Source organism: Ostreiculturibacter nitratireducens, assembly GCF_032670585.1.
Classification (GTDB): Bacteria; Pseudomonadota; Alphaproteobacteria; order Rhodobacterales; family Rhodobacteraceae; genus Ostreiculturibacter; species Ostreiculturibacter nitratireducens.
In genome coordinates this window covers 804,472-818,004 of record NZ_JAVQHL010000002.1, presented here as the reverse complement: position 1 = coordinate 818,004, position 13,533 = coordinate 804,472, and the positions used below count along the sequence as shown (strand labels likewise).

Annotated in this window: 12 protein-coding genes and 1 tRNA gene; 5 read left to right on the top strand and 8 right to left on the bottom strand. The window is 66.7% G+C overall.

Annotated elements, in window-relative coordinates; all coding sequences use genetic code 11:
• Window positions 1–9: 9 nt before the first annotated feature.
• From ABCN56_RS11315 to ABCN56_RS11300, 4 genes are all read right to left on the bottom strand, one after another.
• Window positions 10–1,119 (bottom strand): mandelate racemase/muconate lactonizing enzyme family protein, encoded by a 1,110-nt coding sequence (locus tag ABCN56_RS11315; protein WP_343080895.1) that lies wholly within the window; start codon window positions 1,117–1,119, stop codon window positions 10–12.
• 23 nt (window positions 1,120–1,142) lie between these two features.
• Entirely contained in the window at window positions 1,143–2,693 is a 1,551-nt protein-coding gene (locus tag ABCN56_RS11310; RefSeq protein WP_343080894.1) for a trimethylamine methyltransferase family protein, read from the bottom strand.
• Window positions 2,694–2,845: 152 nt separating this feature from the next.
• Entirely contained in the window at window positions 2,846–3,646 is an 801-nt protein-coding gene (locus ABCN56_RS11305) for a sugar phosphate isomerase/epimerase family protein (protein WP_343080893.1), read from the bottom strand.
• Between the two features lie 9 nt (window positions 3,647–3,655).
• Window positions 3,656–4,393 (bottom strand): SDR family NAD(P)-dependent oxidoreductase, encoded by a 738-nt coding sequence (locus ABCN56_RS11300; RefSeq protein WP_343080892.1) that lies wholly within the window; start codon window positions 4,391–4,393, stop codon window positions 3,656–3,658.
• Window positions 4,394–4,642: 249 nt separating this feature from the next.
• On the opposite strand from ABCN56_RS11300, the gene ABCN56_RS11295 reads away from it, so the two are divergent.
• The 3 genes from ABCN56_RS11295 to ABCN56_RS11285 all read left to right on the top strand — a co-directional run bounded on the left by ABCN56_RS11295 (window position 4,643) and on the right by ABCN56_RS11285 (window position 6,953).
• Window positions 4,643–5,542: a LysR family transcriptional regulator gene (locus ABCN56_RS11295; protein ID WP_343080891.1), complete on the top strand. Its 900-nt coding sequence runs from the start codon at window positions 4,643–4,645 to the stop codon at window positions 5,540–5,542.
• Window positions 5,543–5,670: 128 nt separating this feature from the next.
• Entirely contained in the window at window positions 5,671–6,108 is a 438-nt protein-coding gene (locus ABCN56_RS11290) for a DoxX family protein (protein ID WP_343080890.1), read from the top strand.
• Window positions 6,109–6,140: 32 nt separating this feature from the next.
• Window positions 6,141–6,953 carry a VOC family protein gene (locus ABCN56_RS11285; protein ID WP_343080889.1) on the top strand — a complete coding sequence of 271 codons (813 nt, stop codon included), beginning with the start codon at window positions 6,141–6,143 and terminating at the stop codon, window positions 6,951–6,953.
• Between the two features lie 82 nt (window positions 6,954–7,035).
• On the opposite strand, the gene ABCN56_RS11280 is transcribed toward ABCN56_RS11285, so the two are convergent.
• Both ABCN56_RS11280 and ABCN56_RS11275 read right to left on the bottom strand, forming a co-directional pair.
• Window positions 7,036–7,112, bottom strand: a tRNA-Met gene (locus tag ABCN56_RS11280).
• Between the two features lie 52 nt (window positions 7,113–7,164).
• Window positions 7,165–8,178 (bottom strand): NAD-dependent epimerase/dehydratase family protein, encoded by a 1,014-nt coding sequence (locus ABCN56_RS11275; RefSeq protein WP_343080888.1) that lies wholly within the window; start codon window positions 8,176–8,178, stop codon window positions 7,165–7,167.
• Window positions 8,179–8,306: 128 nt separating this feature from the next.
• On the opposite strand from ABCN56_RS11275, the gene selD reads away from it, so the two are divergent.
• Window positions 8,307–10,487: a selenide, water dikinase SelD gene (gene selD, locus ABCN56_RS11270; RefSeq protein ID WP_343080887.1), complete on the top strand. Its 2,181-nt coding sequence runs from the start codon at window positions 8,307–8,309 to the stop codon at window positions 10,485–10,487.
• Window positions 10,488–10,506: 19 nt separating this feature from the next.
• Here the strand turns inward: selD and mnmH are convergent, their stop codons facing one another.
• Entirely contained in the window at window positions 10,507–11,562 is a 1,056-nt protein-coding gene (gene mnmH, locus ABCN56_RS11265) for a tRNA 2-selenouridine(34) synthase MnmH (RefSeq protein ID WP_343080886.1), read from the bottom strand.
• A 127-nt stretch (window positions 11,563–11,689) separates the two neighbouring features.
• Entirely contained in the window at window positions 11,690–12,280 is a 591-nt protein-coding gene (locus ABCN56_RS11260) for a L,D-transpeptidase (protein ID WP_343080885.1), read from the bottom strand.
• A gap of 117 nt (window positions 12,281–12,397) precedes the next feature.
• On the opposite strand from ABCN56_RS11260, the gene ABCN56_RS11255 reads away from it, so the two are divergent.
• Window positions 12,398–13,531: an aromatic ring-hydroxylating oxygenase subunit alpha gene (locus ABCN56_RS11255; protein WP_343080884.1), complete on the top strand. Its 1,134-nt coding sequence runs from the start codon at window positions 12,398–12,400 to the stop codon at window positions 13,529–13,531.
• Window positions 13,532–13,533 lie beyond the last annotated feature (2 nt).

Here is a 13,533-nt window from a genome sequence, read left to right as displayed (position 1 = left end):
GGTCTTTCCTTAAGAATAGGAGGCGAGTGGTGCACCGAGGCGCGTTTCGTCGGGGACGACGCCGAGACCCGGCCCGTCGGGGAGCTTGATGTGACCGCCTTCGATCCGGATTCCGTTCTCCGGATCGAAATGCCCATCGATGTACGGTTGGGCGAGCCAGACCCCTTCGTTGAGCCGGGGTTGGACCGTGGCGCCGATATGGGTGCAGGCCGCGGCGATGATATCGCCACCCCAGGCGTCGTCACAGGTATGGGGCATGGACCGCGCCTCGCAGATGTCGCGGAACGTGGCCATCGCATGCAAGCCGCCGATGCGGGTGACCTTCATCCCGAACCCGTCGCAGAGCCCCGCGCCCACCACGCGCAGCACGGTGGCGATATCCTCGCCATTCTCGTCGATGTATATCGCGTGCTGCAGCTGGCCGCGGATCGCCGCGATTTCCTCGATCGTGTTGCAGGGCTGTTCCATGATGAAGGGAATGTCGGGGCATTCGCGGCTAAGCCGCAATGCGTCACGGGTCGTCAGGCCGCGGTTGCAGTCAACGGCAAGGCGCATCCTGGTCCCGACCCGTTCCCAGACCTTGCGCACCACTTCGATATCGATCTCGACCGGGCGGCGGCCGCCGACCTTGACCTGCATGCGAGGATAACCCTCGGCGGCCTTTTCGGCGGCGATGCGGGCGATGTCGTCCGGCTCGCCAACGCCACTGGCATAGTAGGACGGCACCCGGTCCGTGACCGCCCCGCCGAGAAGATCGGCAACGCGCACGCCGTAATGCTTGCCCATCAGGTCATGCAGCGCGATGTCGATGGCCGCCTTCGCATATCGATGGCCGTTGAGCAGGCTGTCCATACGGCGACGCATGACAAGCGGTTGCAGCGGGTTTTCTCCGATCAGGCCCTGGGCCATCTCGGCCAGCGCCGCACGTGCGCCAGAGGCGTGGTGGGGCTGGTAGGTCGGACCGACGGGGCAAGTCTCTCCCCATCCGACAAGGCCGGTGTCGCTGACGATCTTCACCAAGGTGGTGTCGAGCGACCAGACCTCGGCATTGGCCATCTTGTAGGGGCCGTTCTTGACCGGGAGGTCATGGGAATAAACGTGGACTTCGGCGATCTTCACGGATGCCTCTGGAGAAAGGAATCTCAGTAGTCAGTGTTCAGCGCGTCGACCGCCGGGATCTCTCGCTCGCGTCGGGCGATGTAGTCGCGCAGCGCCTCGTCGATGCCTTCGTCGAGCTTCGGCTCCTCGTATTCCCGCAGGAGCTTCTTCGCGTATTGGAGGGCGCGCTCCGTGATCTCGAGCGCACCTTCGGCCTGCCACTGCTCGATGGAGTTGTTGTCGAAGAGCTTCGGCATGAAGAAGGCGCGTTCGAAGTTGGCCTGGGTGTGCGGGTGGCCCAGGTAGTGCCCCCCCGGGCCGATGTCGCGCACTGCCGCGAGCCCTTCTTCGAAGTCGTCCCAGCGGATGCCCTCGGCCATGCGGTAGCCCATCGCGCACATCTCGGCATCCACCACGAACTTCGCCACCGAGCAGTGCATCCCGGCCTCGTTCCAGCCGGCCGAGTGCCAGATGTAGTTGGCGCCCGCGTGCAGGACCGCGTTCATCGTCATGGCGCTTTCATAACCGGCTTGCGCGTCGAAGGTCTTCGCGCCGCCGAGGTTGTTCGACGTCCGCCACGGCACGCCGTAGAACCGCGCCATCTGGCCGATCATGTAGTTCATCAGGCTGATCTCGGGCGTCCCCGCCATCGGTGCGCCGGACTTCATGCTGACGGTCGAAAGGTAGTGACCGTAGATCGCCGGGCAGCCCTTGCGGATGACCTGCGTGTAGGCGAGCGCCGAAAGCGCCTCGGCGTTGAGCTGCGCGACGGCGGGCGCGACGGAGGCCGGCGTGTTCGCGCCGCCGAGAACGAAGGGCGAGCACAGGACGGGCTGGTTCCTGCGGCAGAACGCACGCATTGCCGAAAGCATCGTCTCGTCCCAGACCAGCGGCGAGTTGCCGTTGCAGTTGCCGGTGACGACCGGGGTCGCTTCCATCACGTCGCGGCCGAAGAGGATCTCGCACATGTCCATCACGTCCTCGGCGTTCTTGCCCGAGGTGGTCATGCCCATGAATGTCTTGTCGGAATATTTCATCGACGAATAGGTGATGTGCAGGTGCCGGTGGCTCACCTTCATGTCCATCGGCTCGACGATGTGGTGCGCCGTCGAGTGCAGCGCCGGCGACATGTGCGAGAGCTTGTGGAACATGTTGAGGTCGGCGACCGTGGGCCAGCGGCGCACGTCATCGAGGTCGCGCAGGAACGGCGCGCCGGTCATCGGCACGAAGATCGAGTGCTTGCCGCCGAACGGAAGGCTGCGTTCAACGTTGCGGGCGCGGTAGGTCCAGCCGGAAGGGATCGACGCGATCAGTTCCCGCACCAGCCCCCGATCCAGATGCACGGTTTCGCCGCGCACGTCGGCGCCTGCCCGCCGCCAGTCCTCAAGCGCGATCTCGTCACGGAAAACGACGCCGACATCCTCGAGGATCGCCATCGAGGCATCGTCGATCCGCGCCACCTGCTCTTCGTCCATCATCTCGCACAGCGGCAGATTCCGTTCCAGCGCGGGCAGCATCCCGAAATCGGGAGCGGCGCGCATTGCCCGCCGCGCGCCACGGCCTCCGGCTCTGACCTTGCGTTCGACGGCGTCCATGATCGCACTCCTAGACTCGGGTTTTCCTGGCACGAGAAATTCCCGTTCCCGGCCAGCCCTACAGTCATTTCTGCGAAGCGATCGCGCCAAAATGCGACCTCGCGCACGGCGCAGGGCTTGATCGGAGACTGCGGCCAGCCGGCAGGTGGCCGTCAGTCCAGCAGCCCGCGGACGCGCGAGACGCACCTGACCAGGAAATCCTCCCGGGCCGCCGGGCCCGTCCCGCGCGCGGGAACCTCGAGCGCGAGGTCGGGCGCGCCCGGCAGGGCGGCCAGCGACTCGGACAGGGGAAGCGCGCCGTCGCCGGGAACCAACCTTCCGCCGCGGGCTTCCGCGATGATGTCGCCCTCCAGCTTCGCGGTCGCGTCGCAGACCTGAACGAGATCGACGAGCCCTTCCGAAAGTGCCGCCACGTCCTCGACAGTGCCGCCAGAGCGGAAGAGGTGCAACAGGTCGATCAGGACCCGGCCATTCGCGCGACCTGCGCCTTCGACCACCTCGCGCGCATCGTGGATCGTCGCGGTGTGGCGCCATTTCATGAATTCGAGGTGCACCTTGAGCCCCCGGGCTTGGGCCATGTCGCAAACCGTCCCGAAGCGGTCCACGAGGAGGTTCCTGTCGGCGATGTCGCCGGTCACGATCATCCCGGTCGCGCCAAGGTCGGCGGCCACGTCGAGAAGCGGATCAAGCGTCGTGACGTCGAGTTCGGCCGCGAGGGGGACGAGTTCCACCTCGCTGACCGCGACACCCGTCGCGGCAATACCCTTCTTGAGGACGAAAAGTTCCGGGCTGTCCGGCGCGATCGGATAGACGGGCGTGCCGGGCGCCGCAGAGTGAAGGCGCAGGGCCACCGATGCGCAGCCGACACGCTTCGCGAGTTCCAGAAGCTTCACCGGCGGCAGGTCCAGCGCGCTCAGATGGGCGAGACCGATATTGGCTGGAATCCGGTCCATTGGGCGGCCTCAATAGGTCGCACGGCCGCCAGAGGCGTCGAAAGTGAAACCCGTGGTGAAGGAGCAGTCCGGGCCGGCGGCGAATGCGACGACGCCTGCGAGCTCCTCGATGGTCAGGAACCTCTGCATCGGGATCTTGGCCTTGCTGGCGGCTATGTGTTCCGGGGTCATTTCCTTCAAGAGGTCGGTTTCCACCATGACAGGCGCAACCGCGTTCACGGTGACCCCGGTCGTCACCAGTTCCCTCGCGAGCGACTTGGTGAACCCGATCACGCCCGCCTTGGCCGAGGCATAGGCCGCGATCCCGGGCACCCCCTCCTTGCCCGCGATGGAGGCGACGTTGACGATGCGGCCATGGCCCTCGGCCACCATTCGGGGAACGAAGGCCCGTGACACGAGGAAGACGCTGTCGAGGTTGACCGCCATGACCTTGCGCCATGTCGCGTAGTCGTAGTCGGCCACCTGCTTCACCGGACCGTTCATGCCAGCGTTGTTGACGAGGATGGACACCGCTCCGTGGGTCAGGCTCTCTTCGGTGGCGGCGGCAACGGCCGCTTCGTCGGTGACGTCGACGCGGATCATGGCGAGCGGGTCGAACCCGGCCGTGACGGGGTCGAAGGCCGCCGGCGCGATATCCCAGACGATCACGCGCGCCCCGTCATCGGCCAGCCTTCGCGCGATACCCCGGCCGAGTCCTCGCGCGCCGCCGGTGACCACTGCGATCCTGTTTTCGAGAGGACGTCTCATTCCGGTCTCCAGCATTTGCAGCGTCGGCGGCCAGATCCCGCAAATATCCTGATGGCGGCCGTTTCCATCGGGTTGCGGTCGAACTGCTTTTCGATACCGGGCGTTTTGCGTGTCAACAAGGTTGCGTTCTTGCCGGCCTGCCAGCGGCGTCTTCCATCTTCTCACCGCCCGATTGCCGTGGAATTGCTTCCCCAATAGCATCAAAGCAGCCCTGCGGGCTGATATTTGACTGGAAACGGAAGTATTGGCATGGACCGTCTCGCTTGTGACCGGATGTTCGTGGCGGTCGTGGAGACCGGCAGTTTCGCAGCCGCCGCCCAACGGCTCGGAACGAGTTCCGGGCAAGCCTCCAAGCTGGTGTCCCGCCTCGAATCCGAACTCGGCGTCAGGCTACTGAACCGCACCACACGCGCCGTCGCGACGACGGAGGTGGGCCGCGCCTATTTCAACGAGGTCCGCGCGATCCTTGAGGAATTCGACGCGCTGGACGAAAGCGTCCGCGACGCCTCGCGAACGCCGCGCGGTCGCGTCCGCCTCACCGCCCCCCTGACGTTCGGCATCCTGCAGCTGGCGGATGCGCTGAACGACTTCGCTCAGTCCTTTCCCGAGATCACGCTGGACGTCTCCTTCTCCGACCGGTTGGCGAACCTTGTCGATGAGGGTTTCGACGCGGCGATCCGGGTCGGAAGGCCTGCGGACACGAGCCTCATAGCCCGCAAGCTCTGCCCGAGCAGCATCCTCGTCGTCGCCTCCGAAGACTACCTCGCCTGGCGCGGCACGCCGTCCGTACCAGAGGATCTGGCGGAACACGACTGCATCATCGACACCAACTTCGGCACGCCGGAACAATGGAAGTTCGTCTTTCCGGAGGGGCCGCGTTCCGTCACCGTCACTGGGCGCCTTCGTTATTCCAACGCCGAGGCGTGTCTGAGGGCGGCCGAAGCGGGGCTCGGGATCGCCCATGTGCCGGATTTCGTCGCCGCGCCGAGCCTCGGCGCGGGCCGCGTCCGGTGCCTCCTCGGCGAATACCGGGACGAACCCTACGGCATCTACGCACTCTACCCACCCGGAAGGCACCTTGCCGCAAAGGTTCGCGTGCTCGTGGACTTCCTCGCGGAACGGTTCCGGAACTCCGGCAACTGGGCGTGATCCGGGCGCACTCCTTCCAAATTGGATTTAATTACCTTCCAAGAGGCCGGATTATCATTCCTTCGCTTGTGATGCAGGTTGTCCGCGTCGGCCGGGAACGGCCCCATTTCATGCAAAGGAAACGCAAGATGACAACCTACGACCAAGCCGCGGCCGGTAGCCTCGCCCCGGCCAGCAACGTCCAATACGCGGCGCTGATCCTCCGTGTCAGCATGGGCATCCTGTTCATCGCCCATGCCTGGCTCAAGATCGCCGTCTTCACGCCGTCCGGGACGGCCGGCTATTTCGCCTCGATCGGCCTGCCAGCCCTCTTCGCCTATGTTACGATTGCGGTCGAACTGCTGGGCGGCCTCGCCCTGATCGCCGGTTTCCAGACGCGTTGGGTTTCACTCGCTCTCGTGCCGGTGCTCATCGGGGCGGCGTATTTCGGCCACGGCTCGGCCGGGTTCTTCTTCTCGAACCCGAACGGCGGGTGGGAATATCCTGCCTTCTGGGCCGTGGCCCTAGTCGTGCAGTCGCTCCTCGGCGACGGCGCCTTCGCACTTCGCAACGGGTCGGTCCGCTGAAGCGGACCGCACCCACACAAGGGAAAACCGACATGCACACCAGTTCCGCCCCCATCGAGATCGGTCGCGTCGCCCTGACGGTGAACGACATCGCGAAAGTGTCGCAGTTCTATGAAACGGTCCTCGGCCTGGCCACGATCTCCGGGGACGGCGAGACCCGGACGCTCGGCGCGGGCGGGCGCGTGCTCCTGGAGCTGCGCTCCGATCCCGCCGCGCGGGCGCGTTCGCCGCGCGAGGCGGGACTCTTCCACACCGCCTTCCTCCTGCCCGGCCGAGCGGACCTCGGCGCGTGGATCCTTCACGCCGCGGAAAAGCGCGCGCCGATCCAGGGCGCGTCGGACCACATCGTCAGCGAGGCGATCTACCTCGCTGATCCGGAAGGGAACGGGATCGAGGTCTATGCCGATCGTCCGCGCGAAGGCTGGACCGGCCCTGACGGAAAGCTCCACATGGCGACCGAACCGCTCGACCTGAAAGCGTTGGCGGCGGATGCCGAAGCGCCCTGGGCGGGCGCGCCGGAGGAAACCGTCGTGGGCCATGTGCATCTGCAGGTAGGCTCTGTTCCGGAAGCCGAATCGTTCTATGCCGGGATGCTCGGCATTCCGGTCACGACGCACTATCCCGGCGCGGCGTTCTACGGCTCGGGCGGCTATCACCACCACCTTGCCACGAATATCTGGAACAGCCGGGGCGCAGGCCCGCGCAACTACCCCTCGACGGGGCTCTCCGATCTCGAGCTTCTGGCGGACGCGGCGGAACATGCCCGGATCCTGACCCGTGTCGGCGATGGCTCGATCAGCGACCCTTGGGGCACGTCGGTCACGCTGACGAAGAAGGCCGCCTGACATCCGGCCCGGCAGGGACCGCCCCTGCCGGCCGTTTCTCACGGCCAGCCGCATCGCGGCTTACGGTAATCAAGGGGTGGGATGGTAGCGGAGGAGGGATTTGAACCCCCGACACAAGGATTATGATTCCTCTGCTCTAACCAGCTGAGCTACTCCGCCAGAGCGTCGCGTAGGTATGCGACGGGGTGAGAGGCGTCAAGTGCTTTTAGCGTCAAATCTGATAGTAGTCGCGATACCACTCGACGAATGCCCGGACACCTTCCGGAAGACGCGTCTCCGGGCGGTAGCCGGTCAGGCGCTGGAGAAGCGCGTTGTCCGCCCAGGTCGCCTCCACGTCGCCTTTCTGCATCTCCATCAGGTTCCGCTGGGCCTTGCGGCCCGTCGCGGCCTCGACCGCCTCGATGAAGTCGCCCAGCGCCACCTTCTCACCATTGCCGATGTTGACGACACGCCACGGGGCGGCGGGCGACAGGCTGTCGCCCTCGGCGATGTCACCCGGTGTCGCGGGCCGTTCCGGCACCGCGTCGATCAGGAGGGCGATCGCGCGGACGAGGTCCGTCACGTAGGTGAAGTCACGGAACATCTTGCCGTGTCCGTAGACGTCGATCGGTTTCCCGGCGAGAATCGCGCGGGTGAACTTGAAGAGCGCCATGTCGGGGCGCCCCCACGGCCCGTAGACGGTGAAGAATCGGAAGGCCGTCGTCGGTATGCCGTGGAGATGCGCATAGCTGTGGCTCAGCGCCTCCCCTGCCTTCTTGGTCGCGGCGTAGAGCGAAACCTGCGTATCGGCCTTGTCGGTCTCCCGGAACGGCATCGATTCGTTCGCCCCGTAGACCGAGGATGTCGAAGCGACGAGAAGGTGCTGCACGGCCGCCTCCCGCGCGGCCTCAAGCACGTTGAAGGTTCCTTCGACGTTGGCGGAGATATAGCTGCGCGGCGCTTCGAGGCTGTAGCGCACGCCTGCCTGCGCGGCGAGGTGGATGATGACGTCCGGGCGGAACCCCGCGACGTCGGCCAGAAGCGTTTCCGCCTCCTCCAGCCGCGCCTCCGTGGCCGAAAAGCCCGGCGACTGCATCAGGATCGCGTGGCGACGGCGCTTCAGCGTGATGTCGTAGTAGTCCGTCATCCCGTCGAAGCCGTGGACCCGCCAGCCCTGGTCCAGCAGCAACCGCGCGAGGTGGAAGCCGATGAACCCCGCCGTTCCGGTGATGTAAGCCCGCCGCATCCTGCCCTCCGCTGAAATCGCGCGGATGTTTACCGCGCGGCGCGTCACTGTCCACCCCGGCGCGGCGGGTTGACCCGTCGCCAATTCCGTTCGGCCGCGCTAGGAAGGGCCGATCCGCGGAGAGCCCGATGCAGAGACCCGACATACCCCTGACGCGTGACCTCGTGATGATCGGGGGCGGGCACACGCATGCGCTGGTCCTGCGCATGTGGGGGATGAACCCCATTCCCGGCGTACGGCTGACGCTCATCAATCCCGGGCCGACCGCGGCCTATTCGGGGATGCTGCCGGGTCTCGTCGCAGGGCATTACCGGCGCGAGGAACTGGAGATCGACCTCGTCCAGCTCGCGCGTTTCGCCGGGGCGCGGCTGATCCTCGGCCGCGCGGAGGGAATCGACCGCGCGGCGAGGACGGTTACCGTGCCCGAGCGGCCTCCGGTTGCCTATGACATCCTCTCCATCGACATCGGGATCAGCTCCGACATGCCGGAGATCCCGGGCTTCGCCGAGCATGCGGTTCCCGCGAAACCTCTCGACGCCTTCGCCGACGCCTGGGGATCTTTCGCCGAGGCGGCACGTGAAGGCACCAAGCGCGTCGCGGTGATCGGTGGCGGCGTCGCGGGGGTGGAGCTTGCGCTTGCCGCCAGGCACCGGCTCGGACCGTCGTCCGAGGTCACCGTGATCGAGGCCGAGGCCGAGGCGCTGATGCTCATCGCCCAGGGCTCGCGCAGACGCCTGATCGAGCATCTCGACAAGGCGGGCGTGACGCTTCTGACCAACGCGCCCGCCGCGCGCATTCACGCGGATTCGGTGGAACTGGCTGATGGCACGCACATCGCATCCGACTTCACGCTCGGCGCGGCCGGAACGCGCCCTCAGGACTGGCTGCGCGACACCGGCCTCGATCTCACCCAAGGCTTCGTCACCGTGGACAAGACGCTCCGCTCTCTCACCGATCCGGCGATCTTCGCGGCGGGAGACATCGCGCATCTGTCCCATGCGCCGCGCCCCAAGGCCGGCGTCTACGCCGTTCGCGAGGCGCCGTTCCTTCTTCGGAACCTGACCGTCGCGCTGACCGGGAAGGGCCGGATGCGCGGCTACAGCCCCCAACGCGACTACCTCAAGCTGATCTCGACCGGCGGCAAGGGCGCGGTCGCCGACCGCCTCGGCCTGACGCTGCATGGCGCCTGGGCCTGGCGCTGGAAGGACCGGATCGACCGCCGCTTCATGCGCATGTTCCAGTCGCTGCCCGAGATGAAGCCCACACCCCTGCCCTCGCGCGTCGCCGATGGCGTGGCCGAGGAACTCGGCAAGGGAAAGCCGCTCTGCGGGGGCTGCGGCGCGAAGGTCGGACAGGCGGATCTGAAGGCGGCACTCACGGAGCTCCCGGCGCCCTCACGTCCCGACGTCCTGACCGGCGCGGGCGATGACGCAGCGGTCCTGGCGCACGGCACCGGGCAACAGGTGATGACGACGGACCATGTGCGTGCCTTCACCGAGGATCCCTGGCTTCTCGCCCGCATCACCGCCGTTCATGCGATGGGCGACGTCTGGGCGATGGGCGCGCGGCCGCAGGCGGCGCTTGCGCAGGTGATCCTTCCGCGGATGTCGCCCGCGCTTCAGGCGCGGACCCTGGCCGAGATCATGGATGCCGCGCAACGGACCTTCGCCGGGGCCGGGGCGGATATCGTCGGCGGCCACACGAGCCTCGGGGCGGAGCTTACCGTTGGCTTCACCGTGACGGGCCTGAGCGGGAAGGCAGCCATAGGTCAGTCCGGCGCACGGCCGGGGGACGCGCTGATCCTGACGAAACCCGTTGGCACGGGCGTGATCCTCGCCGCGGAAATGGCGCGCGCAGCGTCGGGCCGCGTCGTGGCCCGCGCGCTCGCTTCGATGGCGCGTCCTCAGGACCGCGCCTCGGCGATCCTCTCCCCCCACGCACGCGCCATGACCGACCTGACGGGTTTTGGACTCGCCGGACACCTGCTGGGACTTCTCGACGCCTCAGGCGTCGCCGCCACGCTCGACCTCTGCGCCCTGCCCGTCCTCGACGGCGCGGAGGCGCTCTCCGCCGCCGGCCACGGCTCGACGCTGTTACCCGCGAACCGCGCGGCGAGCGCGCGGATGTTCTACACGGAAAGCCCGCGCGCGGACCTGCTGTTCGACCCGCAGACGGCGGGGGGGCTTCTGGCCGCGGTGCCGGGGGAAGTCGCCGATGCCCTTCTCGCCGAACTCCTCGAAGCGGGGGAACAGGCCGCCATCATCGGTCATGTCGCCGAAGGCGCGCCGTTTCTGACGATTGAGGGCTAGACCGCTTCGAAGCGCGCCGTCACGCGAGCCGCGCCACGGCCTCGACCACACGGTCGGCCGCGTCTGCGAGCGCTTCGGGCGCGAGACTGTCCACGGCCACCTCCACCTCCCGATCCGGCTCGAAGCGCGCGCGGTGGCGCGAGTAGCGCGGGTCGTAGTGGCGCAGCATCAGGTCGCGGGCCAGCGTCCTGAACTGATTGGCTTCGGCAAGGCCGAGCCATTCCTCGATCACCTCGGCGGCGTGAAGAGGGCGCAGGCGCCCGATCACCTCGGCCAGCCTTTGGCGGTCCTCGCAGAGGTCGCCGTAGGCCCGTGCGAGGTAGTCGGCCCGCGCATCGAGTGGTGCCGAAACGCGGACCCTCGGCGCCGCGCACATCGCCGCCCAAAGCTGTTTCGGCACGACGACCGAACCGATCTTGCTCGATTCCGCCTCGACGATCAGGGGGCGCGTCGGGTCGAGCGAGGCAAGTTTGATCGCCAGCCGCCCCTCGAATGCCTTTTGCGAAGGCTGCCCGCCTGGCCGCCCGCCGAAGAGCGAGCCGCGATGGTTCGCCAGTCCCTCAAGGTCGATCACCTGGTGGCCACGCGCCGCCAGGAGCGTAAGGATGTCGGTCTTCGCGGTCCCGGTATTGCCGTCCAGCACCACGACCGGCGCGGCGACCGGCCGGTTCTGCACGTGGTCCACCACCAGCTGCCGCCAGGCCTTGTAGCCGCCCTGGACCGTCTCCACCCGCCAGCCGACCTGCGCGAGGATCGTCGCGAAGGATCCGGACCGCTGCCCGCCGCGCCAGCAATAGACCAGCGGACGCCAGCCGCCGGGCTTGTCCGCCAACGGCCCTTCGAGATGCGCCGCCACGTTTTTCGCCACCAGCGCCGCGCCGATCTTGCGCGCGAGGAAGGGAGATTCCTGCTTGTAGACGGTTCCGACCCGCGCACGCTCCGCGTCATCGAGGACGGGAAGGTTTATCGCCCCGGGCAGGTGGTCTTCGGCATATTCCGAGGGCGCCCGGGCATCGATGATCGTGTCGAAGCCCAGTGCGGCAAGGTCTGCGAGGGAGGAAAGCGTGATCGCCATGCCCCCTCTTACAGCGCGCTGTCGGGCACCGGAAGGGGCGCGGCGTCACACGGGCGCGATCGCCGCCCGGGCGCTTCAGGCCCGGCGCGGAAAGGCCAGGACGTGCCGGACAGGCTTCGTCGTCAAGTCAGTATACCGAAACCGGTGCCCCGAGCGCGACGCGGTTGTAGAGGTCGATCACATGTTCGTTGACCATGCGGATGCAGCCGTTCGAGACGGACTGCCCGATGGATTGCGGCTCGATCGTGCCGTGGATGCGGACGGCGGTGTCGTGGCCGTTCTGGAACAGGTAGAGTGCCCGGGCGCCCAGAGGATTGTTCGGCCCGCCGGGCATGCCTTCGGCATATCTGGCATATGCCGCCGGGTTGCGTTCGATCATCGCGGGTGTCGGCTTCCAGCTTGGCCATTCGACCTTTCTGCCGACCATGGCCTCGCCCCGGAAGACCAGTTCCCCTCGCCCCACGGCCACTCCGTAGCGGATCGCCTGGCCGGTCTTGGTGATGAAGTAGAGGTGGTAGCGCGATGATACGACGATGATCGAGCCGGGCACGAAATCACGCTTGACCCGGACAACCTGCGGCATGAGTTCCGGCGCGATCTGCGGCCCTCCGAGTTCAAGATAGGAAGGTTCCGCCGTCGTCGCAGAGGCACTGAGCCCGACACCGCTCATAGCCGTCGCGGCGGCCGCACCCGCAATGAACTTTCTACGATCGAGCATCGTGAAGATACCTTTCTTTCGCAAAAAGGTAGCAAGGCATCGGGCTCTGCGGCAAGCGCCTCCCTTTTCCTCGGCCTCGGGATCGTGAATGATATTTTGTCCGAACGGAGACGCGCCATGACTCGCCACGAACCGATGACCCCGGCCCAGGAACTTCGCGCGTGCGTAGAGGGCCCTTTCGAGTCGGCGCGCGCGATGCCGAAATCGGTCTACACGTCGCCCGCATTCCTCGCGCTGGAGGAAAAGCACATATTCGCTGCCGAATGGCTCTGTGCCGGAAGGTCCGACGCGCTTCCGGATACGGGCGACTACCTGACGATGACCATCGCGGGCGAACCGGTCATCGTGCTGCGCGACGGTTCTGGGAAGCTTCGCGCGATGTCGAACGTATGCCGGCACCGGATGTCGACGCTGCTGGAAGGCCGGGGCAACACGCGCCTCATCACCTGCCCTTACCACGCCTGGACCTACAACCTCGACGGTACTCTTCGGGGCGCGCCGGCGATGGGGCGGAACGAAGCCTTCTGCCGCGACAGGATCGCGCTGCCCGAGGTGCGTTGCGAGGAATGGCTGGGCTGGATCATGGTCTCGCTCAACCCCGAAGCGCCCTCGCCCGCAGAGCGGCTGTCGAAGGTCGAGGACCTCGTCGGCAAGTACCGGATGGAGAACTACGTCGAGGCGTTCCGCGAGGAATTCCGCTGGGCCACCAACTGGAAGGTGCTGGCCGAGAACTTCATGGAAAGCTACCACCTGCCGCAGTGTCACGAGGCGACGATCGGCGGGCATGTCGACCTGATGAAGATGACCTGCCCCGAAGGATTCCCCGAGTTCAACTATCACTACATCCTGAAGAATGACGCGCTGGACCTGACGCTCGCGCATCCGACGAACAAGACGCTGGCGGGTGACGAAAGGCGCACGACCTGGCTTCTGTCGATCTACCCCTCGCTGCTCATCACGCTGTCGCCGGGGTATTTCTGGTACCTGTCGCTGACGCCCGACGGGCCGGGGGGTGTCAACGTTCTCTTCGGCGGAGGACTCGCGCCGGAATTCGTGGAGGACCCGAAGGCGCAAGAGCATTTCGCCCGCCTCCGCGCTCTCCTCGACGAGGTGAACGCGGAGGACAAGGGCTGTACCGAACGGGTTTACCGCGGGCTTTGCGCCGGGCTCAGCGAGCCCGGGCCTTTGTCGCATCTCGAACGCCCGAACTGGGAATTCGCGCGCTACATAGCCTCGCGCATCCCCGTCTGACC